Consider the following 25,021-nt stretch of genomic DNA (forward strand, 5'->3'; position numbering starts at 1 on the left):
CCTCCTCCTCCGTAGGTCACGGATTTGCCGGGGGTCGAATCCGGGTTCCCTGGTTTGGGGCGAGTCGAGGGGGAATCGCGATGAATCGTTCGTGAGCGGGATCAGGGCGTAATCGACATACGGAAATAGTCGAAAATCCGGCATTTATAGCGTTAACGAATCGCCTTCCCGGATTCCTTCTGACAAGCGGGCCGGGCGATGGTAAGGGCGTTTGCATGTCTACACAGATGCAACCCCATACCGACTATGACGCCCTCATTTCCGACCTGGCCCGCGCCGGCCGTTCGGCTCAGCGCCAGCTGGCGCAGATGCCGTCCGAAACCAAGGCGGAGGCGCTGCGCGCCGCCGCTGCGGCGCTGAGATCCGCTTCGGCGAAGGTCCTGGCCGAAAACGAGAAGGACGTGACCGCCGGCGAAGCCAATGGCCTCAGCGGCGCCATGCTTGACCGGCTCAAGCTCGACGAAGGCCGGCTTGACGCCATCGCCCAGGCGATTGAGGCTGTGGCGTCCCTGCCCGATCCGGTGGGTGACGTCATCAGCAGCAGCACCGCGCCGAGCGGGCTCGAACTGTCGCGCGTGCGGATTCCCATCGGCCTGATCGGCATCATCTATGAAAGCCGCCCGAATGTGACGGCGGATGCCGCATCCCTGTGCCTGCGCAGCGGCAATGCCGTGCTGCTGCGCGGTGGCAGCGAAGCGGTTCATTCCAATCGCGCGATTCATGCGGCGATGGTGCAGGGGCTGACCTCTGTCGGCGTGCCCGAAGCCGCCGTGCAACTGATGCCGACGCAGGATCGGGCAGCCGTGGGCGCCATGCTGCGCGCGCAGGGCCTGATCGACATGATCGTGCCGCGCGGCGGGAAGGGCCTGGTGGAGCGGGTGCAGAATGATGCCCGCGTGCCTGTGCTCGCCCATCTGGACGGCATCTGCCACACCTACATCCATTCTTCCGCCGATCCGGAAATGGCGCGGGAAATCGCCGTCAATGCCAAGATGCGCCGCACCGGCATTTGCGGGTCGATGGAAACGCTGTTGCTCGATTCCGAATTTCCGGCCAGCGCAGAAGTCGTTTCGGCACTGCTCGACAAGGGCTGTGAATTGCGCGGCGATGCGCGGGCGCAGGCCCTAGATCCGCGGATCAAGCGCGCGAGCGACAATGACTGGGATACCGAATATCTCGACGCGATCGCGTCCGTTGCCGTGGTTGACGGGCTCGACGCCGCGCTGGAACATATCGCGCTCCATTCTTCCGGCCACACGGATGCGATCGTCGCGACTGATGAAAAGGCGGCGGAACGGTTCCTTGCCGAAGTCGACAGCGCGATCGTGATGGTCAACGCTTCCAGCCAGTTCGCTGACGGTGGAGAGTTCGGCCTCGGTGCGGAAATCGGTATCGCAACGGGCCGCCTTCATGCGCGCGGCCCGGTCGCGCTGGAAGGTCTCACGACTTATAAATGGCAAGTGCGCGGGACGGGCCAGACCCGCCCCTGACGTCGTGACGTCGGAGGCGCGCGGCACGGGTCGCCGCCTCCGACATCGCCGAGTGGGGACAGGATATGCGCTATAACCAGTTCGGCCATACCGGCCTGATCGTTTCGGAACTGTGCCTGGGCGCAATGACCTTCGGCACCAATCCCGGGCGATTCGGGCAGATCCACGGCCTCGATCAGGATGGTGCCACCGCGCTGGTGAAACAGGCGCTGGATGGCGGGATCAATTTCATCGACACGGCCAATGTCTATACGACCGGCCAGTCGGAGGAATTTGTCGGCGGCGCATTGAAGGCGCTGGGCGTCAGACGGTCTGAAGTGGTGATCGCCACCAAGGGCATGGGATCGATGGGCGATGGACCCAACGATGCCGGCACCGGGCGCAAGCATTTGCTGGACCAGATTGACGCCAGCCTTGAACGGCTTGGCCTCGACCATGTCGATCTCTACCAGATTCATGGCTGGGATCCGATCACGCCGATGGAAGAAGCGCTGGAAGCGTTGAACGATATCGTCCGTTCGGGCCGGGCGCGCTATGTCGGCGTTTCCAACTGGGCGGCATGGCAAATCACCAAGGCGCTGGGCATTTCCGAACGGCGCGGCTTCGCCAAATTCGCTTCGCTGCAGGCATATTACACGGTGGCCGGGCGCGATCTGGAACGTGAACTGGTGCCCATGCTGCTCAGTGAAGGGCTGGGGCTCATGGTCTGGTCCCCGCTGGCGGGCGGATTGTTGAGCGGGAAATATCGCTTCACCGGTGATGGGGCGGAGGGTGAAGGCCGCCGTTCCGGCTTCGATTTCCCGCCTGTCGATTTGCAGCGCGCCGGCCCGCTGGTGGAGGCGATGCGCGGCATGGCGGAAAAACGAGGCGTGTCGGTGGCGCAGATCGCGCTCGCCTGGCTGCTGTATCAGCCCGTGGTTTCCAGTGTAATCGTGGGGGCGAAACGGCCGGATCAGCTGGCCGACAATCTCGCTTCCGTCGAAGTGGAGCTGCAGGCTGCGGAGCTGGAGGAACTTGACCGGCTGAGCGCGCTGCCGCGCGAATATCCGGGATGGATGTTCGAAACGCAGGGGCGCTATGTCTCTGGCCGCGTGTCACCGCGCCGCGTGCCCGGGTGATAAGTGACCGGGTGGCAGGCGAAGCGACAGGGGTGAGCCGCAATTATCCCGTTACCGGCCTGCTGGGCGGCAGTTTCAACCCCGCCCATCAGGCGCATCGGCGCATATCGCTGTTCGCCGCATCGGCACTGTCGCTGGACGAGGTCTGGTGGCTGGTTTCGCCCGGGAATCCCCTGAAGCCCAAAGCCGGCATGGCGTCACTTGCGGCCCGGTTCCGGTCCGCGCAGGCCATGGCGCGGCGTGCGCCGATCAAGGTAACGGCGATCGAACGGCAATTGGGCACGCGCTACACGGTGGATACGCTGCGCGCGATCAAGGCGCGCTATCCCCGCCGCCGTTTCGTATGGCTGATGGGGGCGGATAATCTGGCGCAATTCCATTTGTGGAAGGACTGGAGGCAGATAGCCCGGGAAATGCCGATTGCGGTTATAGCCCGCCCCGGCTATGATGACGCTGCCCTCGCGAGCCCCGCGATGGCCTGGCTGCGGCGTTACCGGTTGTCCGCTGCCGGATTGCAAAACCGGGGTGAATGGAGCGCACCTGCGCTGATTGAACTGCGTTTCGATCCCGATCCGCGTTCGGCAACAGCAATTCGCCGGGCGGATCCCGACTGGGCCAGCCACTTTACAGGGCCTCCGCCCAGAGACGGGGTTACGCATTCCATTGTTCGCGATCCTGCCATTCATGGCCTGGCAAGGGGTTCTGGCGCATGAAGCGCCTTCTTCCCTCGTCAGAATGGCCGGCCATTCCCCCAATCAGGAGCATGACAAGCTGCGATGACACAGGCGCAAGCCCTGCCGGAGTCTTCCGGCGTCTCAACCATCGTTACCATGGCAGAATCTCCGCTTAACAAACTCGCAGAAGCCGGAACGGCCCATGCGCTAGTCCTCGACCAGCTGGACGAGGATCAGGCGCAGGATGTCGTTTCGATCCCGCTCGAAGGAAAATCGAGCATTGCCGATCACATGGTGATCGCCACCGGGCGTTCCACGCGCCAGGTCGCGGCGATGGCCCACAAGCTGGCCGAAAGGCTGAAGAAGGAAGGCTTCGGCTCCCCCCGTGTGGAGGGATTGCCCGCGGCTGACTGGGTGCTGATCGATTCCGGCGACGTTGTCGTCCATCTTTTCCGTCCCGAAGTACGTAGTTTCTACAATCTGGAACGCATGTGGGGCGTCGGGGAAGAAGCGCCTTCGAGCGCGTCCGGACGGGCATAGGCCCTTATAAGTGCAGCGCTGGGCGGCTATGGCCTGCCCATGCAGCTGCACGTAATCGCTCGCGGAAAGATCGGGCGCTCTCCCGAAGCGGACCTCGTGGCGCGCTATGAAAAGCGCATCACCTGGCCGCTCAGGCTCACTGAATTGCCGGAAAGCGGCGGGCGCGTGCCCGATCCGCAGACGCCGTACCGCACTGTCCTGCTGGACGAAAAAGGCAGGCAATTGGGGTCGGAGGAATTTGCCGCCATTCTCGAAAAATGGCGCGATAACGGCATCCGCGAAACTCGCTTCTTCCTCGGCGCGGCAGATGGCCATTCACAGGCCGAACGGGACGAGGCCGATCTGCTGCTGGCATTCGGAAAGGCCACCTGGCCGCATCTGCTGGCCCGGGCGATGCTGATGGAACAGCTATTCCGCGCCACCAGCATTCTTGCCGGCCATCCCTATCATCGGGCAGGGTAGCAGGCGTGAGGAAATCCGCCTTCCTGCCAATCCTGATCCTGTTGGGCGCCAGCGCATCGGCCCAGCGTGCGCCGATCTTCGACAGTGTCGATGAAACGCGGGCGGCGATGGAACAGGCGCTGGCGGAAAGGCAGGCGGCCGAACAGCGCAGCGCGCGCTTTGCCCGGCAGGCGGAAGCCGCCAGCAATGCTGCGGAAAAGGCAGCACAACAAGCTGCCCTGCTTGCCGCCCGCATACAGGAGGCGGAGGCAGGCATCGGCGCGGCCGAAGCGCGGATCGATCTGGTTGACCGGGAACGCGCACGCTTGCGCGAAATTCTCGGCCGGGAGCAGCGCCCTGTCGTGAAACTGACCGCGGCCTTGCAGCAATTCTCGCGCCGGCCGGTCCCGCTATCCGTTCTGAAGCCGGGGTCGGTGAAGGATGTCGTTTATCTTCGCGCCGTGCTCGATAGCGCGGTTCCCCGTGTGCAGGCGCGAACCGTCGCCCTGCGCGAACAGATCGCGCGCAGTCGCCGTCTGCGTGAAGAGGCTGAACAGGCCGCGCTCGCCCTGCGTGCCGAAGAAGAAGCGCTGGACCAGCGGCGGCAGGAACTCGCCGCGCTGGAAACGCGCCAGCGCATCGCCTCCCGCGAAGCGGGCGGGACAGCGCAGCGCGAATCGGAACGGGCGCTGGCCCTTGGCGAACAGGCGCGCGATCTGGATGCGCTGGTCGAACGGCTCGATCGCGATGCCGTGTTGCGCAGCCGGCTTGCTGCCCTTCCTGGCCCCATCCTGCGGCCGCAAACGCCAGGAGAAGCAGGCACCGCCAATGCCGCACTGGCCGCTGCGCCGCGGGAAGACGGCTCGCCGCCCGTTCCTTATCAGCTCCCCGTCAGCGGCCGCACGATCACCGGCTTCGGCGCGCCGGACGGGGCAGGCCTCAGCACCGGTCTGACACTCACCCCGCGCGCAGGTGCGCAAGTTGTGGCCCCCGCGGCAGGACGGGTGGCGTTTGCCGGGCCCTATCGTGGATATGGGGGCATCGTGATTATCGAACATGCTGGGGGGTGGACCAGCCTCATCACCGGATTGGGGCAGGTTTCGGTCAATATCGGGCAGAAACTGGTCGCCGGATCGCCGCTGGGTTCGGCCGGTGCTGACCGGCCCGGCATCACGCTGGAGCTGCGCCGCGCGGGTGAACCGGTCAATCCGTTGCTCTATATCGGCTGATGTCGGCGGTTGGGCGATCATCCGCGCCAGCGGCATCGCCTCAGCTGGCATTAACCTGTTGTGCGCGATAGAATGGATTCAGGCTTGTTAGGAATTGTCGCATGAAACTCGCCCGGAATTTCGTTGGGCCCTTGCGCGCGGCGGCGCTTGTCACCGCAGTTGCGCTTCTGCCGGCCACCACTGCCGGTTTTGCCGAAGTCGACAGCCGGGCTTCACCGGAATTCGCGAAGCTGTTTGCGACTTATCAGCGAATCAAGTCGAGCTATGTCGAACCGGTGGAGGATGATGTCCTGATACGCGGCGCGATCGATGGCATGTTGGCCGCGCTCGATCCGCATTCCTCCTATCTGGATGGCACGGCGCTCGAACGGCTCGAAACGATGATTGACGGCAATTATCAGGGCCTCGGCATTTCGGTGCAGATGGATGATGGTGCAGTAAAGGTCGTTTCCCCCTTCAAGGGCAGCCCGGCGGAAAAGGCCGGGATCAAGGCGGGCGATTACATCACCCATCTCAACGGCAAATTGATCTATGGCCTCGAACTGGATGCCGCTGTCGAACAGATGCGTGGCCCGGCGGGCACTTCCATCGACCTGACCATTTTCCGCCCCGGCCGGGACGAACCGCTGGAAGTTACCGTCAAGCGCGGCCTGATCGAGCTTGAGCCGGTCACTTGGGAATTGAAGGCCGGGAATCTCGGCGTCATCTCCGTCAATGAATTCAGCCGCGATGTCGGCCGCGACGTGAACGAGGCGATCGAGGATCTGCGCATGCAGGCCGCAGGCAAGCTCAATGGCCTGGTGCTTGATCTGCGGAAGAATCCGGGCGGTTCGCTGGATGAAGCCGTGGCGTTGAGCGACCTGTTCCTGTCCGACGGTCAGATCGTGTCCCAGCGCGGGCGCACTCGCCGCGATACGGTCTATTACGATGCCGAAACCTATTATCGCGGCGATGCGGCGGAAGGCGTGCCGATGATCGTGCTGATCGATGCAGGCTCCGCCTCTGCCAGCGAAATCGTGGCAGGTGCACTGCAGGACCAGCATCGCGCCCTGATCATGGGTGAACGCAGTTTCGGCAAGGGCAGCGTGCAGACGCTGCTGCCGCTGGCCCGCGATGCCGCGCTGAAACTGACGACTGCACGCTATTACACGCCCAGCGGCCGTTCAGTGCAGGAAGGCGGGATCGATCCGGATATCAGGGTGCCGCAATTGTCCGATCCCGACGCGGTGAAGCGCGAACAATATGCCCTGCGGGAAAGCGATCTGCGTGGCCACCTGGTCAACGAAATCGGCCTGGAGGACGAGGAGCTGGAAGGCGATACCAAGCCCGACCCGCGCTTCAGCGCCACGGCGGAGGAACTGGAGAAGCAGGGAATCGAGGATTTCCAGCTGGACTATGCGCTGAAGACCCTGCGCCATGCGCGCGGCGCCGCCGCCATGGCTGCCCGGAACTGATGCGCGGCAGATGACAAACCTCGATTCGCTGAAGCTGGCGCGCTGGCTTGCGCTGGGCATTCCGGCCGCCTTGCTGGCCGGGGCTTACATTTCCGAATATGTTTTCGGACTCTATCCCTGTGAAATGTGCTGGTGGCAGCGTTACCCGCATTTCGCCGCGATCGGCCTGGCCTTGCTCTCCTTCTTCGCCCCGCCGCGCGGGTTCTGGCTGGCGCTGGCGGCAACCGCCATCATGGTTTCCGGTTTTGTCGGCGTGTTCCATGCCGGGGTCGAATATGGCTGGTGGGAAGGGATCACCAGCTGTTCGCGCGTGGCCAGCCTGGATGGCGGCGATCCGCTGGCGGCGATCATGGATGCGCCCCTGGTCCGCTGCGACGAAGTGCAATGGAGCCTGCTGGGCATTTCCCTGGCAGGATGGAATGCGCTCATCTCCGTAACTTCCGGACTGGCGATCTTCCGCCTTTTGGGTCTAGACAGGAAGGGATGAAAGACCATTCCGAAATGATCCGCGTGGACCAGGCGGGAGAGTTCGGCGCAACGCGCATCTATGCCGGGCAGCTTGCCGTTTTGGGCGAACGCGGCCCGCACGCCGCCGAAATTCGCGGCATGGCCGATCAGGAAGAACAGCACCGGGCCGCATTCGATGCGCTGATGGCCCGGCGGCGGGTGCGCCCCACCGCGCTGCAACCCTTCTGGTCCGTTGCCGGCTATGCGCTGGGCGCCGGAACCGCGCTTCTCGGCCCGGAAGCCGCCATGGCCTGCACCGCCGCGGTGGAGGAAGAGATTGACCGTCATTACACAAGCCAGCTGGAACAGCTGGAACAGGACGGAGACGATCCCGAACTGGCGGACATGATAAGCCGCTTCCGTGACGAGGAGCGGGAACACCGCGATGCCGCGCTGGCTGCGGGTGCGGAACAGGCACCGGCCTATCCCCTGCTGTCCGGCGCCATTCGCCTGGGTTGCCGCGTGGCAATCAGGCTGGCGGAGAAAATCTAGACAGTCGCCGATTTGCGTCGGAACAAGGAAGCCATTCCCCGCGCTTCATAATGAGTTCACGGGAATAACGCTTGATGGGCGATGTGCCGCCGCGTAGCGCGCCGGGCCCGTACCGGAAGGACAAGGACATGAAACGCCTGCTTGCCGCCAATGCTGCCATTTTCGCCCTTCCGGCGATGCTGGCACTGTCTGCCACGCCCGCCGCGGCGCAGGAAGCGGGGGAAAGGGTCAATACGGTCATCATCTATGGCGATGACGAATGCCCCCAGTCCACGCCGGACCAGATCACAGTTTGCGCCCGCATGGATGAAAGCGAACGCTATCGCATTCCGGAGCGTTTGCGGCAGAGCGACGATCCGGCCAACCAGTCCTGGGCCCAGCGTGTCCAGTCTTATGAAGCGGTCGGCAAGTTCGGCCCGTTGTCCTGTTCCACGATCGGTGCGGGCAGCGAACTTGGCTGCACCGCTGCCATGATCGAGACTGCCTATGCCGAACGCGCGCAAAGCTCGAACGTCCGTTTCAGCGAACTGATCGCCGAAGCGCGGCAGGAAAGGCTTTCCACCATCGACGAGGAAGCGGCAGCCACCCAGGCCCGTGTCGAGGAACTGGAACGGCAATATGAGGAACGCCGCCGTGCCGAAGGCGGAGAAGGCCCGGAAACACCGGCTGATCCTTCCAGCCCGCAAGTGGTCGATACGGAAAACCTGCCCCCGCCGCAGAACTGAGCGGTTTCTGCAATTTTTGTAAGCGGGCGCTTAACCAAACTGCCCTAGGGCCGGGTGCATGACAGCACCTGCACGCATCCTGACGATATTCGGGACCCGGCCCGAAGCGATCAAGCTCTTCCCGCTGGTTCATGCGCTGGCGGGTGATTCCCGATTCGCCAGCCGGGTTTGCGTGTCCGGCCAGCATCGTGGGATGCTGGACCAGGTGCTGGAGATTTCCGGCGTGGTTCCAGACCACGATCTGGACCTGATGCAGCCTGACCAGACACTGGATGCGCTGACTGCCCGCTTGCTGACGGGGCTGGGCGCGGTGATGGATGCGGAACGGCCCGATTGGGTCGTGGTGCAGGGCGATACGGCAACGGCGATGGCCGGGGCCATGGCCGCTTATTACCGCAAGATCCGCGTCGCCCATGTCGAAGCGGGGCTGCGCAGCGGCAATATCTACCACCCCTGGCCGGAAGAGGTGAACCGCAAGGTCATCGGATCAATCGCGGCGCTGCATTGCGCACCGACGGAAACGGCCGCTGCGGCGCTGAAACGCGAAAATGTCGATCCGGCCGCCATCCATGTGACGGGCAACACGGTCATCGACGCGCTACACTGGATCACCCGCAGGATCGAATCGGAGCCTGTGCTCGCTGCCAATCTGGCCGAGCTTGAAAGCCGCTTTGCCGGAAAGCGAATCATCGGCGTTACCAGCCACAGGCGGGAAAATTTCGGGGAAGGGATGCAGGCCATTGCTGACGCAATCCGCCGGCTGGCCGCCCGGCCCGATATTGCCGTGATCTTCCCCGTCCATCTCAACCCCAATGTCCGTGCGGTGATGAACGATGCGCTGGCCGGGCTGGACAATGTCGCCCTGATCGAACCGCTGGATTATCCGCATTTCGCGCGGCTGCTGGGCATCTCAACCCTGATGCTGACCGATAGCGGCGGTGTGCAGGAAGAAGCGCCGGCACTGGGCAAGCCGGTGCTGGTCATGCGTGAAACCACGGAACGGCCGGAAGGCGTGGCAGCAGGCACGGCGAAACTGGTCGGCACCGATGCCGATCGCATCGTCGCGGAAGCGGGCTGCCTGTTGGATGACGATGCGGCCTATTCCGCCATGGCCCGGGCGCACAATCCCTTTGGCGATGGAAAGAGCGCGGCGCGCATCGTGGACCTGCTCGTCGGCTGAAATCCGCCGCATCATTACCGCTTCCTTCACCCTTTTGCGGCACAGCGGGCGCCAACGGAGAAAGGCAATCTATGCGCGGGCAGGAACTTCCCAGGGTCAGTGTCATCGGGCTCGGCTATATCGGTCTTCCCACAGCGGCGATCATCGCCCGTGCGGGAATGCAGGTCAGCGGCGTCGATGTATCGCGGGAAGTGGTCGACACGATCAATCGCGGCGAAATCCATATCGAGGAAGTCGATCTGGACGGCCTCGTGCATGGTGTGGTCCAGCGCGGCCTGCTGTCTGCCTCCACCGAAGTCTCCCCTGCCGATATATTCGTGATCGCCGTGCCTACGCCTTTTCACAAGGACGGCCGGCATACGCCCGACATCTCCTTTGTGCTGGAATCATCAAGGAATGTGGCACGAGTATTGAAGCAGGGGGACACCATCATCCTCGAATCCACCTCGCCGGTGGGTACGACCATGCAGATGCGCGACATGATCGCGCGCGAACGCCCGGATCTGAAGATGCCGGGCCTTTGCGATGGAACGCCGGATGTGGCCATCGCCTATTGTCCGGAGCGGGTGCTGCCGGGCCGCATCCTGGAAGAACTGACCAATAATGACCGTTCGATCGGCGGCGTTACCCCGCGTTGCGCCCGCAAGGCGCTGGCCTTCTACAAGCGTTTCGTCCGGGGAACCTGCGTGACGACTGACGCGGCGAGCGCGGAAATGACCAAGCTGGTCGAAAACGCGTTTCGTGACGTGAATATCGCCTTCGCCAATGAACTTTCGATCATTTCGGACGCGATGGGGCTGGATGTGTGGGAAGTGATCCGCCTGGCCAACCGCCATCCGCGCGTGAACATCCTCAATCCTGGCCCCGGTGTTGGCGGGCACTGCATCGCGGTGGACCCATGGTTCATCGTCAATGGCGCGCCGGAACACACGCCGCTGATCCGCACGGCGCGCGGGGTGAATGACGGCAAGATCCATCACGTGATCGCCCGGGCCAGTGCCATGGTGGAAGCCGATCCGACGGCGAAGGTCGCCTGTCTCGGCCTGGCCTTCAAAGCCAATATCGATGATTTCCGCGAAAGCCCGGCGCGCCTTGTTGCCGCGACGCTGGCCCGTCGCTTCGGCGACCGGATCAATATCGTGGAACCCTATGCCGCGGAATTGCCGCGCGAATTCGAAGGCACCGGGGCCACGGCAATCGATATCGATACCGCATTGGAAGAATGCGGCATATTGATCGTGCTGGTGGATCACGATGTCTTCCGGTCCGTCCCTCTGGCGGAACGGGCCGGCAAGACTGTTTATGACACGCGCGGCATCTGGCCCGATCAGCCGCTGCCGCAGATCGATTTTGAACCGGAAGCGCTGAAAAAGGCGGGCTGACCCGCCCGACAGCTCGCCCGTTTTATACGAGCGAGATGTCCGGCGCGTCCTCCTGCTTCATGCCGACAAGATGATAACCCGCATCGACGTGATGGACTTCACCCGTGACGCCGGATGACAGGTCGGACAGCATGTACAGCCCGGCCCCGCCGACATCTTCGATCGTGACATTCCGGCGAAGCGGCGAATTCAGCTCGTTCCATTTGAGGATATAGCGGAAATCGCCAATCCCGCTGGCGGCCAGCGTCTTGATCGGCCCCGCGCTGATCGCGTTCACACGGATGCCGTCCGGGCCAAGATCATTGGCCAGATATTGCACGCTGGTTTCCAGCGCTGCCTTGGCCACGCCCATCACATTGTAATGCGGCACGACCTTTTCCGCGCCGTAATAGGTCAGCGTCAGGATCGAGCCGCCGCCCGTGCCGTCTTCGTTCTTCGGCGGCATCATCGCCGCTGCACGCCTGGCCACGGCGACCAGCGAATAGGCGGAAATGTTCATTGTCATGAGGAAATTGTCGAGGCTGGTATCGACATATCGGCCGCGCAGTTCGCTCTTGTCCGAAAAGCCGATTGCATGGACCACGAAATCGATCGTTTCCCACCGCGCCTTGAGCGTGTCGAACGCGCGGTCCAGCGCCTCCATGTCGGAGACGTCGCATTCGAACAGAAAATCGGACCCCAACTGCTCCGCCAGCGGCTTCACGCGCTTCAACAGCGCGTCGCCCTGATAGGAAAAGGCCAGCTCTGCTCCTGCTTCGGCCAGTTGCTTGGCGATTCCCCAGGCCAGCGACTTGTCGTTGGCGAGACCCATGATCAGGCCCCGCTTGCCCTCCATCAGCAAACCCATCGGTTGCCTTCCTCCATCTACGCTTGGCGCTCTATGCGCCCATTCTTGTCCATGTGACCCGCGCGGTCCTGCTCTTCTTCAGGCGTTTCGGCCAGCGCGGCGTTGAGTTCCGCACCCATGACCAACCCTAGTCCCACGAGCCAGAAAAAGAAAAGCGCGATCATGATTCCGGCGAGTGATCCGTAGGTAAGATTATAGGAAAACACGCTGGTCAGCAGGGGTGGCAGGGAGAAGGTGACGAGCACCCACCAGATGGTGACGAACAGGGCGCCAGGCCATTTGGGATAGCGGTGATGGCGATATTCGGCAGGCGTCAGCGTATAGAACAGCAGATAGATCGAACCGAACAGCCCGATTGCCGGCACGATTCGCGACCAGGCCAGATCGTTCAACACATTGCTGAGTTCCGGAAACCACGTGGCGATCACTTGCTGCGCGGCGCCGATCATCACCTGCGCGATCAGGCTGATCAAAAGCAGGATGACGGCGCCGATGATGATGGCGGTGGAAAAAAGCCGGTATTTCCAGAATGCCTTTGTCGCGCTGGTGCCATAGGCGCGCCGCAGCACGTCGCGGATCGTTTCCATCAGGCTGCCCACGGTCCACAGGCCGAACAATCCGCCGATCCACAGGAACCATCCGCTGCGCTGTTTCACCACATTGCGGGCCACCGGTTCGATCACCTCCGCCACGACCGGGGGCAGGGTGGACAGCACGGCATTTATCGATGCCATCCGCTCGGCACTTTCCCCGATCACGGAAAAAACGGCGGCTCCGGTAATGAAGAAGGGGAAGATCGCCAGCATCGCCAGATAGGCAAGATTGCCGGCATGGATGAACCCGTCATTCCAGGCGCCGATCACCACGCGGCGCATGATCTGGAAGCTGCGCGGACCAAGGCCCAGATCATGCGCGACCTCCGCGGGCAAGCCCGCCCGATGCCGGATCGCTTCCCTTCGCCGGGCCTCGGGGCTCAGGTCGACGGGTGGCTCGCCATCATTCTGGGATGAAGGGGGCGGGGGAGGAGCCATTGCCCTGAACCCTAGCATTACCGGGCATGGTGTCGAGCCTGTCAGACGCCGAGGCGGCTCCTGACATTGGTATCGTCCTTCCAGCCCTCCAGCCGTCCGGCCAGTTCGGTAAGGTCATCCGGCAGCTGGATTTCCAGCGTCACCAGCTGATCCCCGCGATTGCCGTCCTTGCGGGAAAATCCCTTGCCCTTGAGACGCAGCACCTTGCCGGAGCCCGAGCCAGGGGAGATTGTCATCATCACCGGCCCGTCCACTGTCGGCACTTTCACCTTGGCGCCATTCACCGCCTCGTCCAGCGTAACGGGCAGTTCCATCCGTATATCGTCGCCATCGCGCGTATAGAAGGAATGCGTTTCGATCTGCAGCGTGATCAGCGCATCGCCATTGCCGCCGGGGCCGGGATCGCCCTTGCCCTTCAGCCGCATCTGCGTGCCGTCTTCCAGGCCGGCGGGCAGTTTCAGGTCGATCGTCTTGCCATCCGCCAGGGTGATTCGCTGCGGTTTGAGCGCAGCGGCATCGGCAAAGGGAACCTGCAGGCGATAGGGGCGGTTGGCCCCCTTCTGGGGTGGGGCCTGGGTACGGCGGCCGAAACCGGCGCCACCGCGCTGCGCACCGCCAGCCGGGCCGGCGCGCCCGCCGAACAGCCCTTCGAAGATATCGCCAAGATCGATGTCATCCCCGCCAAAGCCTTCGAAATCGCGCGCGGAATAGCTGCGCGATTGGCCCCCGGCAGATCGGTAACCGCCACCGCCGCCGAAACCGGCATTGCCGAAGGGCATGGTCGGATTGCCTTCCGCGTCTATTTCACCGCGATCGAACCTGGCCCGCTTGTCCTTGTCGGACAGCAGATCATACGCCTTGGTGGCATCGCTGAAACGCTCGGCAGCTTGCGGATTGTCTTTATTGCGGTCGGGGTGCAGCTCCTTGGCAAGCTTGCGATAGGCGGACTTGATGTCCTTCTCGCTCGCGCCACGAGAGACACCCAGGGTTGCATAGGGATCGGCCATGGTGTGTTAGCTAGGTAATGCAATGATCGGACGCAAGCGCAACACTTTCCTGCGCCTGCGCGACGGGATAGGGCAGAGATATGAAACCAGCGCAAGATGCCATTCCGGATAGTAATCCATTCGAACTGTTCGAGGAGTGGTTTGCTCTCGCCAAGGAGAGCGAGCCGAACGATCCGAATGCCATGGCATTGGCCACGGCCACGCCGGGCGCCGCCCCTTCGGTTCGCATGGTTCTTCTGAAAGGGCACGGGCCGGATCTTGGAGAGCGCGGCGGTTTCATATTCTATACGAATGCGCAGAGCCGCAAGGGCGGAGAAATTCTTGCCAACCCGCAGGCGGCCTTGCTGTTTCACTGGAAGTCCTTGCGGCGGCAGATTCGCATTGAAGGCCCGCTGGAAGAGGTGAACGGGCAGATGGCGGATGATTATTTCCATTCCCGCCATCCCGATTCGCAACTTGGTTCCGCAGCCAGTGACCAGTCGCGGCCGCTGGATTCGCGTGAAACCTATCTCCACCGGGTGGAGGAATTGCGCGCTGAATATGAAGGCCGCGAAATCCCCCGCCCACCGCACTGGACGGGCTTCCTGCTCACCCCCACGCGGATCGAATTCTGGCACGATCGTGCGCATCGCCTGCATGAACGGCGGCAGTTCAACTGGTCCGGTTCTGGCTGGAGCAGCATGCTGCTTTATCCATGAGCGCGAATCATGCCTGGCTGACGCGGAGCGCGGCCTTCGCCTCCATTTCCATGGCGCTGTTCCTGGCTGCGCTGAAATTGTGGGCGGTCTGGCGCACCTCTTCCACGGCGATGCTGGGCAGTCTGGCGGATTCCTCGCTCGATCTCATTGCCAGCATCGCGACATTGCTGGGCGTATGGATCGCGGCGCAGCCCGCGGATGAGAAACATCGCTTCGGCCATGGCAAGGCGGAAGCGCTGGCGGCGATGTTCCAGGTCTTCCTTATCGTATTGTCGGCCGGGGCAATCGCCTTTCGCGCCGTCCTGCGCCTGATCGAAGGTGGCCGGACGGAAGCGGCGGGCGATGGGATTGCCGTTTCGCTGGTGGCGATTGCCGCGACCTTCCTGTTGCTGGCCTGGCAGCGTTACGTCATCCACCGGACCGGGTCGTTGGCGATCCGCACCGACAATGTGCATTACCAGTCGGACCTGCTGCTTAACCTGGCAGTGATCCTGGCGTTGGTGCTGGACCAGTATCTCGGTTTAACGGGGGCGGACCCGATCTTCGGTCTGGCTATCGCCGCCTGGCTGCTCTGGGGCGCATGGCGTGCGTCCATCGATGGGGTGGATTCGCTGATGGACCGGGAATGGCCGGAAGAAAAACGCCAGGCTTTCGTGGAACGGGTGGCCCGCCATCAGGTGCTCAGCAAGCTGCACGATCTCCGCACGCGAACCAGCGGGGCGCAGGATTTCGTGCAATTTCATGTCGATATGCCCGCATCGATGAGCGTGGGGGAGGCGCATGAAGTGCTGGAAGAGGTCGAGCGCGACTTGCTGGAGGCCTTCCCCGGAATCGAATTGCTGATCCATATCGATCCGGCCGGCCATGTGGATGAACCGGGCAACGATCTGGTGGAACAGGATGAATTCGCCCGGTTGAAGGAGGGATCATGAGCGCCGCCTCTCTGCCATACTGGCATGTGGATGCCTTTGCATCGCGGCCCTTCACTGGAAACCAGGCGGCGGTGATGCCGCTCGATCAATGGTTCCCGGATGAAACCCTTCTCGCGATTGCGGAAGAGAATAACTTCGCGGAAACGGCCTTCCTCCTGCGTGATGACAGCGGGCAGGCGGACTGGGAGTTGCGCTGGTTCACGCCGACCGGGGAAATTCGCCTTTGCGGCCATGCGACTCTGGCCAGCGGGCATGTGCTGCTGGCCCGCGACGGGAGAGAGCGAGTTACCTTCCGCACGCGCAAGGCGGGCATTCTGGAAGTGCGGCGGATTGAAAACGGCTATGAACTGGCGTTGCCTGCCATCCCGGTCGAACAGGGCGCATGGGATCAGGCCGTTCACTTGCTGGGCCGGAAACCGCGCGGGGTCTGGCGCAATCCCGACCGCTATAATGTCTTCCTGTATGGCGACGAGGACGAAATTCGCGCCCTGAACCCCGATTTGCGCGGCCTTGGCCAGCTGGGGGACGATGCCTTCATCTGCACGGCGCCGGGGCGCGATAGCGATGTGGTGAGCCGCGTTTTCGTGCCGGGCGCCGGGGTGGATGAAGACAGTGTGACCGGATCGGCCCATGCCGTGCTGACGCCTTTCTGGGCGGAAAGGCTCGGGCGCGATCGGTTTACCGCGCATCAGGCCTCGGCGCGTGGCGGCGATCTGATCTGCCGCCTCGATGGCAATCGCGCCTGGCTCGGCGGCGATTGCGTTACCGTGGTAGAAGGGCGCTTCTTCCTTCAGGGATAGAGGGCGACGATCTCCGCCAGCGCATCGACCAGTGCAGCCCGGTCTTCCTCATCGGTCTTGCCCAGCCTGACCACGGTCAGTTTCTGCGACGGGGAAACCAGCACATATTGGCCGAGATGGCCGATTGCGGCGAACAGGCTTTCCGGCCCACTTTCCGGGAACAGCATTTCGCGGTCGGTTCCGGAATCCCGGTTGAGCCACAAGGTCGCCCCGTAATCGGGTGCGCGCGGGCTTTCGCTTTTCATGAAATCGATCCAGCCGCGCGGCACGATCTGTGCGCCCTTCACCGATCCGCCATGACGCAGGAATTCGCCAAAGCGCGCCCAGTCTGGCGCGGTCGCCCAGATCATGCTGCCGCCAACCATCGTGCCTGCCCGGTCATATTCGGCGGTCAGCGATTTCATGCCGAGCGGAACGCCCAGCCGCGCATGAAGAAAATCATCCATCGCGGCCTGCCGCTTGTCGGCACTGCCTTCCGGAGCCAGAACTCGCGCGCCGATATCGGACAGGATCGTGGCGCTGGCGGTTGAATAATCGAATTCGCGGCCCGGTTCATGCTCCAGCGGTTGGGCTTCGGCCCATGCCGCCATGTCGTCGCGCCCGTCGAGAAACATCATCCGCACTTCGTCGGACGTATAGACAGGCTCCGCCTTTTCCTGATGACGCAGGCCGGATCGCATTTGCAGCAATTGCCGCAGGGTGATTTCCCCACGCGGATCCCCGGCGCGCTGCCAGCTGGGGATGGGCGGCGAATCGTCGAGCCGCAGACGGCCATCGGCCACCATCATTCCCATCAATACGCCAGTCACTGTCTTGGACATGGACCAGCCGAGAAATTTCGTTTCCGGGCCGTATTCCCCGCCATAGCGTTCGGCCGCCACTTCGCCCGCATGCATCACGATCAGTGCGCGGGTTTCCCCGATATCGTCGCGCGTGAACAGCGCATCCACTGCGCGGGCCAGGTCTTCCCGGTCGGTCCCCGGCTCTTCCGCCACGGTGGCCAGCACTTCGGGCGGAACGGGGGGCGGGGCCGGCGGGCCTTCATCCTTGCATGCGGATACCAGCAAAAGCGGCAGCAGGGCTGGCAGCAGCGCGGCTGCGCGGCTAGGGAAGCGATTGATCTTGAACGGGCGCGTCATCGGGGCGCAGCTCTTCCTCCAGGCATTCGGCGATGGCAACCGCAAAGAACCGCAGCAGCAGGCCTCCGCGCAGATTCACGCGCTACATCCTCCTCGCCGCGGTACTGATAGCCGCTGCCGGCTGGTATTACCGCGAACCGATCGATGGTTATACACGCGTCGCCACGGCTTTCGGCGCGCATACCGTATGTTCCTGCCGCTATGTTGCGGGGCGCAGTATCGGTGATTGCAAGAAGGATTTCGAACCGGGGATGGAAATCCTTTTCCTGAGCGATGACGAAGAAGCGCGGAGCGTCACTGCCAGCGTTCCCCTGATCGCCAGCGAAACCGCCACTTTCCGCGAAGGTTATGGCTGCGTGCTGGAACCGTGGGGCGGGTAATCAGGCCGGTTCGGTGCTGTCGATCCAGCCGCCGCCAACAACACGGTCCCCGGCATAGATGACCGCCGCCTGCCCGGGTGCGACGCCATATTCGGGACTGTCGAAGCGAATCAGCACGTTCGCGCCATCGCCCAGCGTCCCTTCCAGCGTGATCGGCACAGGCTTGGCGAGCGACCGGACCTTGGCAGTCAGCGGCATGTCCGGCAGCGGGCCGATGCGATTTGTTTCCACGATATGCGCCGCGCCCACCGCCAGCATGTGTTTGGGCCCCACGCGCACTTCGGCGGTTTCAGCGTCCAGTTCCACGACATAGAGAGGTTCCGGCTGGCCGCCTATCTCCAGCCCGCGTCGCTGGCCGACAGTGTAATGGATCACGCCCTTGTGTTCGCCCATCACTTCGCCGGTTTCGGCATGGACGATGCGGCCTGCGCGGCCGCCTTCGGGCCTTACGGAACGCACGATCCGGGCATAATCCCCGTCGGGGACGAAGCAGATATCCTGGCTGTCCGGCTTGGCAGCCACCGCCAGCCCGAATTCGGCGGCGATGCGGCGCACATCCTGTTTCGGCAGGCCGCCCAGCGGGAAGCGCAGGAATTCCAGCTGCTGTGTGGTCGTGCCATACAGGAAATAGGACTGGTCGCGCGCGGGATCGATCGCGCGATGCAATTCCACCCCGCCGGGACCGTGCTCGCGGCGGACATAATGCCCCGTCGCCAGGCAATCCGCGCCCAATTCCTTGGCCATTCGCAGCAGATCGGTGAATTTCGGCCCCATATTGCAGCGAATGCAGGGGATCGGCGTGCGTCCGGCCAGATAATCATCGGCGAAACGTTCAACCACTTCTTCGCGGAAGGAACTTTCGTGGTCGAACACGTAATGCGCAATGCCCAGGCGGTCCGCCACCTTGCGCGCATCGCGGATATCATCGCCCGCGCAACAGGCGCCCTTGCGTCCGGTCGCCGCGCCATAGTCATAGAGCTGCAGCGTGATGCCGATCACTTCGGCCCCGCTGGCGGCCGCCAGCGCGGCCACGACGGAGGAATCCACCCCGCCGGACATGGCTACGACGATCCGGCATGCGGATGCTTCGCGCGGCAGGTCGAACAGCGCGGCGGGATCAAGGCGGGATTCGAGTTCAGTTCCCATGCGTGCGCCCTTACACCTGCCACCCCCGGCTGCCAAATCCCCGCGTGGCACGTGGTAAACCACTGCTTTACCGGATTTTGACGCTTGTATTGCTAAGTCCCGCCGCATGTTGGAGGGTAAACCGCCCAGAATTGGCGATCACCGCCCGCTGGATCCCGAAGAGGGTGAAAACGGCGTGCTGCGCCCGCTGGAATGGTCCGATCTTGTAAGGCGGCTGTCCGTGGCGCGCGATCTTCGTGCGTCGCCGGGCGAATCCGACTGCGAGGAGACGGAGGACGTGGATGCGAGTTTCGACGCAGGATCTGCACGGAGGATCGCAGCCCGCCAGAATGGTAAAGATGCCATTAACCCTGATGCTTCAGCGAATGGCAAAGAGACAGGCGGCAAGGACTTGCCAGAAGAAAACGGCAAGGACTTGCCGAAAAAAAGCGCGAGAAGCTCGCCTGTCCGAGGGAAGCAATGATCGAGAACCAGAAAATCCGCCCTGCACAAGTTATCGGCCCGCTCGGGGAGCCGCTGACTATTGACGACCTGCCTTCGCCCAAGACGAAGCGCTGGGTGGTCCGTCGCAAGGCGGAGGTCGTGGCAGCCGTCAATGGCGGGCTGCTGACGATCGACGAGGTTCTGGAGCGCTACAATCTGACGCTGGAGGAATTCGCCAGCTGGCAGCGCGCAGTCGACCGTTCCGGCATGCAGGGTCTGCGGGTCACGCGCATCCAGCATTACCGCGATTTGTACGAACGGCAGCTGAAATACTGACAGGGGCCGCCGGGTCCATTCCCGGCGGACAGATACAGCCACGAATATGGAAGCCGGGCGATCCACTTCGCCCGGCTTCTTCATTTCAGGAATCGGTGCGGCGGAACGCAATCCCCGCCTGCTCGTTCATGCAGCCACAAGCACAATGGTGCGGGTTCCAAGCAGTGAGGAGCGTGGATATGGGTTGGATCATAGCAATTATCGTGGGCGGCGTTGCCGGCTGGCTTGCCAGCATGGTGATGAATCGTGACGCATCGATGGGGATTTTCTGGAATATCGTGGTGGGCATAGTCGGTGCCGTCATCGGCAATTTACTTGCCGGATCGCTGCTTGGCATCGAAGGCACTATCCAGACCTTCAATATTACCGGCTTTATCATTGCCATTGTCGGCGCGATTGTCTTGCTGGCGATTGTAAATCTCGTCCAGCGCGGCAGGGTTCGCTGATACCCCACGGACAATTTGATACAAATTGCCTGAAAAGCGCGGACAACCCAGCTTGTCCGCGCTTTTTACGTCTCAGATGAAAGCATTTCGTCGGCGCAAGGGCGGCCTTGGCAGAGTGGCGCATTGATAGCTTAACCGGTGCCGTATAAGGCGCACTCCGCCATTCTCTGCGTATAAATGCAGCAATAACCGAAATCTGATATGGTCTTGATCTCAAGGCCGGGGGCTGATGAGGCGAAATGAACTACGAGACGAAAGTCGATCTGGCCGGCGTTAACCACATGCCGGATGAGGATCAGGAGGCTGTCGAGGCGCGGTCGAAGCGTCGTCGCGTCATCGTAATTGCGCTTGTGGTCGTCGGCCTTCTTGCGGCCGGTGCGATGTTCTATCTCGGCCATGGTCAGGAATCGCCTTTCCCGCCGCCAGATGGGGACCAGGTGCCGACTGTTTCCGTCATCGCCCCCGGTCAAAATTCCGTGGAAGGCGCGGTGAACGCCACTGGTACGCTGGCGGCCCGTCGGCAGATGCCGATCGGTGTGGTCGGCGAAGGTGGCCGCGTCGTATCCGTGAATGTCGAGCCGGGTGACTGGGTGAAATCGGGCCAGGTTCTGGCCGTGATTGATCGTTCGGTGCAGAGCGAACAGGCGCAGAGCGCCGCGGCACAGGTGGAAGTGGCCAAGGCGGATGCCGAACTGGCCCAGGCCAATCTCGATCGCGCATTGCAGCTCGTCGATCGCGGTTTTGTCTCCCAGGCCGATGTGGACCGCTTGACCGCGACGCGCGATGCCGCAGTCGCCCGCGTTAGGGTGGCGGAAGCGCAATATCGCGAATTGTTGCAGCGTAATGCGCGGCTTAACATCGTCGCTCCGGCGGCCGGTCTCGTGCTCGAACGCAATGTGGAGCCGGGCCAGGTGGTCGGCAGCGGATCGGGCGACCTGTTCACCATCGCCAAGGACGGGCAGATGGAACTGCTCGCCAATCTCAACGAGGATGATCTCGCCGCGGTGTCGGTGGGAGCCACCGCGATTGTTCATCCGGTCGGCAGCAATGAAAGTTTTGCGGGACGGATCTGGCAGATTTCCCCTGTCATCGACCCGGCGAATCGCCAGGGTGTGGCGCGCATCGCGCTCTCCTACGACCAGGCGATCCGGCCCGGCGGTTTCGCATCGGTGGAGATCGATCGCGGTGCTCTCGTGGCTCCGCGCCTGCCGGAAAGCGCGATCATGTCCGACGAACAGGGCAGCTATGTCTTTGTCATAGGGGACGAGAATCGCGTCATCCGCCGTAATGTCGAAACCGGCATCGTGACCAGTGAAGGCATTGCCGTCGTCTCCGGCCTCAAGGGCGATGAACGGATCGTGATGCGCGCGGGCGGCTTCCTGAATGAAGGCGACAAGGTGAAGCCGGTTCTCGCTGAAGATGGCGAACAGGCAACCGGATCATGAACTTCCGCAATATTTCCGCGTGGTCGATCCGTAATCCGGTCGTCCCCATTGTTCTGTTCATCGGCCTGACGCTGGCGGGGCTGGTTTCGTTCAACCGGATGGACGTGAACAACGAGCCGGATATCGATTTTCCTGCGGTAACGGTCCAGATCAGCCAACCCGGCGCCGCGCCGACGGAAATCGAAACCCAGATCACGCAAAAGGTCGAAGCCGCTGTCCGCTCGGTCAATGGCGTGGACGAGATCCAGTCCACTGCCAGCGAAGGCAGCAGCAGCACCATGGTGCAGTTCGTGATCGGCACCGATTCCAATGTCGCCGTGAACGAAGTGAAGAACGCGGTGGACCAGGTGCGCGGCGATCTGCCCGACGGGATCCTCGAACCGCGGGTCAGCAAGATCGAAGTCGGCGGCAGTGGCCCGATCGGCTATTTCGCGGTCAGCGCCGATGACATGACGATGGAACAGCTCAGCTGGTTCATCGACGATACGATTTCCCGGCGATTGCTGTCTATCGAAGGAATGGCCGCGGTCAGCCGCGCGGGCGGCGTTGATCGCGAAATCCGCGTCGTGCTGGATCCGGCGAGGATGCAGGCGCTGGGCGTCACGGCGAGCGAGGTCAACTCCGCCCTCCGCCAGGTGAATACCGATGCCGCGGGCGGTGCGGCCGAAATCGCCGGAGCGCGCCAGTCAGTGCGCGTGCTGGGTAATGCGGACGATGCCCTCCAGCTTGCCAATACCCGAATCAATCTGGGCGGTGGCCGGACCATTCGGCTGGACCAGATCGCCGATGTTTTTGACGGTTATTCGGAACAGACATCGATCGCCAAGCTGAATGACCGGCAGGTCGTTACCTTCGGGATCGAACGCGCCAAGGGCGCTTCGGACGTGACCGTCTATGATGCGGCAATCGAAGAGTTGAAGCAGATCGAGGAAGACAATCCCGGCATCCGCTTCACCCAGCTTTTCACCAGCGTCGATTACACCAAGGATCAATATGCCAGCTCCATCGCCGCAATGGTGGAAGGCGCGATCCTGGCCGTCATCGTGGTGTTCCTTTTCCTGCGGGACTGGCGGGCGACCGTTATCGCGGCCCTGGCCATCCCGCTGTCTGCCATCCCGACCTTCTGGTTCATGGATATGCTGGGCTTCACGCTGAACCAGCTCTCGCTTCTGGCCCTCAGCCTCGTGGCCGGGGTGCTGGTGGATGATGCCATCGTGGAGATCGAGAATATCGTGCGCCATATGCGCATGGGCAAAAGCGCCTATCAGGCTTCGATCGATGCTGCGGACGAGATCGGCCTTGCCGTTGTCGCCACCACCTTCTCCATTGTCGCGGTGTTCCTGCCGGTCGGCCTGATGCCGGGCATTTCCGGGCAGTTCTTCAAGAATTTCGGCCTCACGGTCGTGGCCGCCGTGCTGATGAGCCTTGCCGTGGCGCGTCTGATCACCCCGATGATCGCGGCCTATTTCCTCAAGGCCAAGGGCCATGCCGAACATGGCAGCGGCCCGATGATGGACCTCTACATGAAGGTCCTCACCTGGACGCTGAACACTGAAAAAGTGGAAGCCTACCGGGCCCGCGGCGGCAGCCCCTTCTTCTCCCGTCTGCGCGACCACCGGCTCTGGATGTTCTTTGCCGGTATTGGCGCGCTGGGTTTCACGGTCTTGCTGTTGATGGTCTTGCCGCAGCAATTTCAGCCGACGGCGGACGAAGATACCAGCCGTATCAATATCGAAATGGTGCCGGGCACCACGATCGAACAGACGGAAGAAGTGGCTGACCGTGTTACCGCCCTGGTGGCGGAACAGCCTGAGGTCGGCCGCATTCTGGAGCGTATCAATGAAGGCTCCGCGCGCCTTTTCCTGGTCCTGAACCCGGATCGCGAATCCAAGAGTTACGAATTCGAACGGCGTCTGGCCCCCGAATTACAGAAGATCCCGGATGCGCGTGTCACGTTTGCTTCCCAGTCGGGCGGTGGCGGCACCGGGCGGGACATTTCCGTCATGCTGACAGGTTCCGATCCGGAACTGCTCGAAGATACGGCGCAGACACTCGTGCAGCAGATGCAGGGTGTGCCGGGCGTGGTCGCTCCGCGGATCGATGCCGATATCCAGCGGCCTGAATTGCTGATCGTGCCGCGTCTGGATCTTGCCGCGCAGCTTGGCGTCACGACCAGTGCGCTGAGCCAGACGATACGCATCGCCACTCTGGGCGAAATCGATCAGAACGCCGCCAAGTTCTCGCTCAGCGATCGCCAGATTCCGATCCGGGTGGTGCTGCCCAAGAATGCGCGGCGCGATATCTCGACTCTGGAGAATCTGCCCGTGCCAACGGCTTCGGGCGGTTCCGTCCCGCTCAGCCGCGTGGCCGAAATCCGTTTCGGGGCCGGTCCCACCCAGATCCAGCGCTTCAACCAGTCGCGCCGTATTTTCGTCGGCGCCGATCTGGGCCCGGGCCAGGTGAAGGGCCCCGTGATGGAGCGGATCAACAATCTGCCCGTCATGCAGGACCTGCCGGCCGGCGTTTCCAACCGCGCGATTGGCGAAGACAAGTGGCAGCAGGAACTGGTGCAGAACTTCATCACCGCGGTGATCAGCGGGGTTCTGATGGTCTTTGCCGTGCTGATCCTGCTCTACAAACGCTTCGTTTCGCCGCTGGTGAACATGACCTCGCTGTTGCTGGCGCCGCTTGGTGGCCTGCTCGCGCTTGCCATTCTGGGGCAGCCGATTTCCATCTCCGTCTATATCGGCTTGCTGATGCTGCTGGGGATCGTGGCGAAGAACTCGATCCTGCTGATCGACTTCGCGCTGGAGGAAATCGCCAGGGGAGTGCCAAAGAAGGAAGCGATCATCGATGCCGGGCACAAACGTGCTCAGCCGATCCTGATGACAACGGTCGCCATGACGGCGGGCATGGTGCCAACGGCGGTTTCGATTTCGGGCGACGCCGCGTGGCGCGCGCCGATGGGCGTGGTTGTGATTGGCGGCCTGCTGCTGTCCACGCTGCTGACGCTGGTGATCGTGCCGGCCGGGTTCAGCCTTGCCGACGGGCTGGAAAAACGGCTTGGCCCATGGCTGCGCGAAAAGCTGCTGACTTACAGGCCGGGTGATGGCGATCATGGATCGCCGGAGGCCCATCCCGCCGAGTGAGAAAGGCGAT

The 25,021-nt window shown here is 62.8% G+C and carries 26 protein-coding genes; 21 read left to right on the forward strand and 5 right to left on the reverse strand.

Features of this window, described 5'->3' with window-relative positions; all coding sequences use genetic code 11:
• Positions 1-215: 215 nt before the first annotated feature.
• The 12 genes from WYH_RS11485 to wecC all read left to right on the forward strand — a co-directional run bounded on the left by WYH_RS11485 (position 216) and on the right by wecC (position 11,232).
• On the forward strand, positions 216-1,490 hold the full coding sequence (locus tag WYH_RS11485; RefSeq protein WP_046903943.1) for a glutamate-5-semialdehyde dehydrogenase: 1,275 nt from the start codon (positions 216-218) through the stop codon (positions 1,488-1,490).
• Positions 1,491-1,555: 65 nt separating this feature from the next.
• Positions 1,556-2,608, forward strand: coding sequence for an aldo/keto reductase (locus tag WYH_RS11490; RefSeq protein WP_046903944.1), 1,053 nt, complete (start codon positions 1,556-1,558; stop codon positions 2,606-2,608).
• A 32-nt stretch (positions 2,609-2,640) separates the two neighbouring features.
• On the forward strand, positions 2,641-3,321 hold the full coding sequence (locus WYH_RS11495; protein WP_046905110.1) for a nicotinate-nucleotide adenylyltransferase: 681 nt from the start codon (positions 2,641-2,643) through the stop codon (positions 3,319-3,321).
• A 63-nt stretch (positions 3,322-3,384) separates the two neighbouring features.
• Entirely contained in the window at positions 3,385-3,822 is a 438-nt protein-coding gene (gene rsfS / locus WYH_RS11500; protein ID WP_046903945.1) for a ribosome silencing factor, read from the forward strand.
• A 39-nt stretch (positions 3,823-3,861) separates the two neighbouring features.
• On the forward strand, positions 3,862-4,284 hold the full coding sequence (locus tag WYH_RS11505; protein ID WP_046903946.1) for a 23S rRNA (pseudouridine(1915)-N(3))-methyltransferase RlmH: 423 nt from the start codon (positions 3,862-3,864) through the stop codon (positions 4,282-4,284).
• A gap of 5 nt (positions 4,285-4,289) precedes the next feature.
• Positions 4,290-5,492, forward strand: coding sequence for a murein hydrolase activator EnvC family protein (locus WYH_RS11510; protein ID WP_244877913.1), 1,203 nt, complete (start codon positions 4,290-4,292; stop codon positions 5,490-5,492).
• A gap of 101 nt (positions 5,493-5,593) precedes the next feature.
• The gene (locus WYH_RS11515) at positions 5,594-6,946 is read left to right on the forward strand and encodes a S41 family peptidase (protein ID WP_046903947.1); all 1,353 of its coding nucleotides are present in this window, start codon (positions 5,594-5,596) and stop codon (positions 6,944-6,946) included.
• Between the two features lie 10 nt (positions 6,947-6,956).
• Complete coding sequence (locus WYH_RS11520; protein ID WP_046905112.1) at positions 6,957-7,433, forward strand: disulfide bond formation protein B; 477 nt, start codon at positions 6,957-6,959, stop codon at positions 7,431-7,433.
• Positions 7,430-7,945 (forward strand): demethoxyubiquinone hydroxylase family protein, encoded by a 516-nt coding sequence (locus WYH_RS11525; RefSeq protein WP_046903948.1) that lies wholly within the window; start codon positions 7,430-7,432, stop codon positions 7,943-7,945. The genes WYH_RS11520 and WYH_RS11525 overlap by 4 nt, the downstream gene beginning before the upstream one ends.
• 128 nt (positions 7,946-8,073) lie before the next feature.
• Positions 8,074-8,670, forward strand: a complete 597-nt coding sequence (locus tag WYH_RS11530; RefSeq protein ID WP_046905113.1) for a hypothetical protein — start codon at positions 8,074-8,076, stop codon at positions 8,668-8,670.
• 58 nt (positions 8,671-8,728) lie between these two features.
• Positions 8,729-9,850, forward strand: coding sequence for a non-hydrolyzing UDP-N-acetylglucosamine 2-epimerase (wecB, locus tag WYH_RS11535; RefSeq protein WP_046903949.1), 1,122 nt, complete (start codon positions 8,729-8,731; stop codon positions 9,848-9,850).
• A 71-nt stretch (positions 9,851-9,921) separates the two neighbouring features.
• Positions 9,922-11,232, forward strand: a complete 1,311-nt coding sequence (wecC, locus tag WYH_RS11540; RefSeq protein WP_046903950.1) for a UDP-N-acetyl-D-mannosamine dehydrogenase — start codon at positions 9,922-9,924, stop codon at positions 11,230-11,232.
• Positions 11,233-11,254: 22 nt separating this feature from the next.
• On the opposite strand, the gene fabI is transcribed toward wecC, so the two are convergent.
• From fabI to WYH_RS11555, 3 genes are all read right to left on the reverse strand, one after another.
• Entirely contained in the window at positions 11,255-12,079 is an 825-nt protein-coding gene (fabI, locus tag WYH_RS11545) for an enoyl-ACP reductase FabI (RefSeq protein WP_046903951.1), read from the reverse strand.
• Positions 12,080-12,096: 17 nt separating this feature from the next.
• Positions 12,097-13,008 (reverse strand): YihY/virulence factor BrkB family protein, encoded by a 912-nt coding sequence (locus tag WYH_RS11550; RefSeq protein ID WP_328700712.1) that lies wholly within the window; start codon positions 13,006-13,008, stop codon positions 12,097-12,099.
• A 143-nt stretch (positions 13,009-13,151) separates the two neighbouring features.
• Positions 13,152-14,117, reverse strand: a complete 966-nt coding sequence (locus WYH_RS11555) for a DnaJ C-terminal domain-containing protein (protein ID WP_046903953.1) — start codon at positions 14,115-14,117, stop codon at positions 13,152-13,154.
• An 80-nt stretch (positions 14,118-14,197) separates the two neighbouring features.
• Here WYH_RS11555 and pdxH point away from each other — a divergent pair, with 80 nt between their 5' ends.
• From pdxH to WYH_RS11570, 3 genes are read left to right on the forward strand one after another with little or no spacing between them, the layout of a single operon-like run.
• A complete protein-coding gene (gene pdxH, locus WYH_RS11560) occupies positions 14,198-14,815 on the forward strand; it encodes a pyridoxamine 5'-phosphate oxidase (protein ID WP_046903954.1) in 618 nt (205 codons plus the stop codon).
• Positions 14,812-15,747: a cation diffusion facilitator family transporter gene (locus tag WYH_RS11565; protein WP_046903955.1), complete on the forward strand. Its 936-nt coding sequence runs from the start codon at positions 14,812-14,814 to the stop codon at positions 15,745-15,747. The genes pdxH and WYH_RS11565 overlap by 4 nt, the downstream gene beginning before the upstream one ends.
• Positions 15,744-16,547, forward strand: a complete 804-nt coding sequence (locus WYH_RS11570; RefSeq protein WP_046903956.1) for a PhzF family phenazine biosynthesis protein — start codon at positions 15,744-15,746, stop codon at positions 16,545-16,547. Before WYH_RS11565 ends, WYH_RS11570 begins: the two co-directional genes overlap by 4 nt.
• Here WYH_RS11570 and WYH_RS11575 read toward each other — a convergent pair.
• The gene (locus tag WYH_RS11575) at positions 16,538-17,686 is read right to left on the reverse strand and encodes a serine hydrolase domain-containing protein (RefSeq protein ID WP_046903957.1); all 1,149 of its coding nucleotides are present in this window, start codon (positions 17,684-17,686) and stop codon (positions 16,538-16,540) included. The two genes, WYH_RS11570 and WYH_RS11575, sit on opposite strands and share 10 nt — an antisense overlap.
• A 32-nt stretch (positions 17,687-17,718) precedes the next feature.
• Here WYH_RS11575 and WYH_RS11580 point away from each other — a divergent pair, with 32 nt between their 5' ends.
• Positions 17,719-18,066, forward strand: a complete 348-nt coding sequence (locus tag WYH_RS11580) for a hypothetical protein (protein WP_053833555.1) — start codon at positions 17,719-17,721, stop codon at positions 18,064-18,066.
• Here the strand turns inward: WYH_RS11580 and mnmA are convergent, their stop codons facing one another.
• The gene (gene mnmA / locus WYH_RS11585) at positions 18,067-19,212 is read right to left on the reverse strand and encodes a tRNA 2-thiouridine(34) synthase MnmA (protein ID WP_046903958.1); all 1,146 of its coding nucleotides are present in this window, start codon (positions 19,210-19,212) and stop codon (positions 18,067-18,069) included.
• A 106-nt stretch (positions 19,213-19,318) separates the two neighbouring features.
• On the opposite strand from mnmA, the gene WYH_RS11590 reads away from it, so the two are divergent.
• The 5 genes from WYH_RS11590 to WYH_RS11610 all read left to right on the forward strand — a co-directional run bounded on the left by WYH_RS11590 (position 19,319) and on the right by WYH_RS11610 (position 25,011).
• Positions 19,319-19,675, forward strand: a complete 357-nt coding sequence (locus WYH_RS11590; RefSeq protein ID WP_046903959.1) for a hypothetical protein — start codon at positions 19,319-19,321, stop codon at positions 19,673-19,675.
• Positions 19,672-19,971: a CtrA inhibitor SciP gene (gene sciP / locus WYH_RS11595; protein WP_046903960.1), complete on the forward strand. Its 300-nt coding sequence runs from the start codon at positions 19,672-19,674 to the stop codon at positions 19,969-19,971. The genes WYH_RS11590 and sciP overlap by 4 nt, the downstream gene beginning before the upstream one ends.
• Positions 19,972-20,150: 179 nt before the next feature.
• The gene (locus WYH_RS11600; RefSeq protein ID WP_046903961.1) at positions 20,151-20,417 is read left to right on the forward strand and encodes a GlsB/YeaQ/YmgE family stress response membrane protein; all 267 of its coding nucleotides are present in this window, start codon (positions 20,151-20,153) and stop codon (positions 20,415-20,417) included.
• 239 nt (positions 20,418-20,656) lie between these two features.
• Positions 20,657-21,862 carry an efflux RND transporter periplasmic adaptor subunit gene (locus WYH_RS11605; protein ID WP_046903962.1) on the forward strand — a complete coding sequence of 402 codons (1,206 nt, stop codon included), beginning with the start codon at positions 20,657-20,659 and terminating at the stop codon, positions 21,860-21,862.
• The gene (locus WYH_RS11610; RefSeq protein ID WP_046903963.1) at positions 21,859-25,011 is read left to right on the forward strand and encodes an efflux RND transporter permease subunit; all 3,153 of its coding nucleotides are present in this window, start codon (positions 21,859-21,861) and stop codon (positions 25,009-25,011) included. Before WYH_RS11605 ends, WYH_RS11610 begins: the two co-directional genes overlap by 4 nt.
• The last annotated feature ends 10 nt before the right edge of the window (positions 25,012-25,021 follow it).

The sequence above is a fragment of the Croceibacterium atlanticum genome (assembly GCF_001008165.2).
Classification (GTDB): Bacteria; Pseudomonadota; Alphaproteobacteria; order Sphingomonadales; family Sphingomonadaceae; genus Croceibacterium_C; species Croceibacterium_C atlanticum.

Excerpts from the sequence above, each read along its gene's own strand:
- WYH_RS11600 (WP_046903961.1), top strand. The coding sequence starts at position 20,151 with ATGGGTTGGATCATAGCAATTATCGTGGGCGGCGTTGCCGGCTGGCTT.
- WYH_RS11515 (WP_046903947.1), top strand. The coding sequence starts at position 5,594 with ATGAAACTCGCCCGGAATTTCGTTGGGCCCTTGCGCGCGGCGGCGCTT.
- wecB (WP_046903949.1), top strand. The coding sequence starts at position 8,729 with ATGACAGCACCTGCACGCATCCTGACGATATTCGGGACCCGGCCCGAA.
- WYH_RS11565 (WP_046903955.1), top strand. The coding sequence starts at position 14,812 with ATGAGCGCGAATCATGCCTGGCTGACGCGGAGCGCGGCCTTCGCCTCC.
- WYH_RS11570 (WP_046903956.1), top strand. The coding sequence starts at position 15,744 with ATGAGCGCCGCCTCTCTGCCATACTGGCATGTGGATGCCTTTGCATCG.
- WYH_RS11505 (WP_046903946.1), top strand. The coding sequence starts at position 3,862 with ATGCAGCTGCACGTAATCGCTCGCGGAAAGATCGGGCGCTCTCCCGAA.
- mnmA (WP_046903958.1), bottom strand. The coding sequence starts at position 19,212 with ATGGGAACTGAACTCGAATCCCGCCTTGATCCCGCCGCGCTGTTCGAC.
- fabI (WP_046903951.1), bottom strand. The coding sequence starts at position 12,079 with ATGGGTTTGCTGATGGAGGGCAAGCGGGGCCTGATCATGGGTCTCGCC.
- sciP (WP_046903960.1), top strand. The coding sequence starts at position 19,672 with ATGATCGAGAACCAGAAAATCCGCCCTGCACAAGTTATCGGCCCGCTC.
- WYH_RS11605 (WP_046903962.1), top strand. The coding sequence starts at position 20,657 with ATGAACTACGAGACGAAAGTCGATCTGGCCGGCGTTAACCACATGCCG.
- WYH_RS11525 (WP_046903948.1), top strand. The coding sequence starts at position 7,430 with ATGAAAGACCATTCCGAAATGATCCGCGTGGACCAGGCGGGAGAGTTC.
- WYH_RS11485 (WP_046903943.1), top strand. The coding sequence starts at position 216 with ATGTCTACACAGATGCAACCCCATACCGACTATGACGCCCTCATTTCC.
- WYH_RS11520 (WP_046905112.1), top strand. The coding sequence starts at position 6,957 with ATGACAAACCTCGATTCGCTGAAGCTGGCGCGCTGGCTTGCGCTGGGC.
- rsfS (WP_046903945.1), top strand. The coding sequence starts at position 3,385 with ATGACACAGGCGCAAGCCCTGCCGGAGTCTTCCGGCGTCTCAACCATC.
- WYH_RS11490 (WP_046903944.1), top strand. The coding sequence starts at position 1,556 with ATGCGCTATAACCAGTTCGGCCATACCGGCCTGATCGTTTCGGAACTG.
- WYH_RS11555 (WP_046903953.1), bottom strand. The coding sequence starts at position 14,117 with ATGGCCGATCCCTATGCAACCCTGGGTGTCTCTCGTGGCGCGAGCGAG.
- wecC (WP_046903950.1), top strand. The coding sequence starts at position 9,922 with ATGCGCGGGCAGGAACTTCCCAGGGTCAGTGTCATCGGGCTCGGCTAT.
- WYH_RS11610 (WP_046903963.1), top strand. The coding sequence starts at position 21,859 with ATGAACTTCCGCAATATTTCCGCGTGGTCGATCCGTAATCCGGTCGTC.
- WYH_RS11575 (WP_046903957.1), bottom strand. The coding sequence starts at position 17,686 with ATGACGCGCCCGTTCAAGATCAATCGCTTCCCTAGCCGCGCAGCCGCG.
- WYH_RS11590 (WP_046903959.1), top strand. The coding sequence starts at position 19,319 with ATGTTGGAGGGTAAACCGCCCAGAATTGGCGATCACCGCCCGCTGGAT.
- pdxH (WP_046903954.1), top strand. The coding sequence starts at position 14,198 with ATGAAACCAGCGCAAGATGCCATTCCGGATAGTAATCCATTCGAACTG.
- WYH_RS11580 (WP_053833555.1), top strand. The coding sequence starts at position 17,719 with ATGGCAACCGCAAAGAACCGCAGCAGCAGGCCTCCGCGCAGATTCACG.
- WYH_RS11530 (WP_046905113.1), top strand. The coding sequence starts at position 8,074 with ATGAAACGCCTGCTTGCCGCCAATGCTGCCATTTTCGCCCTTCCGGCG.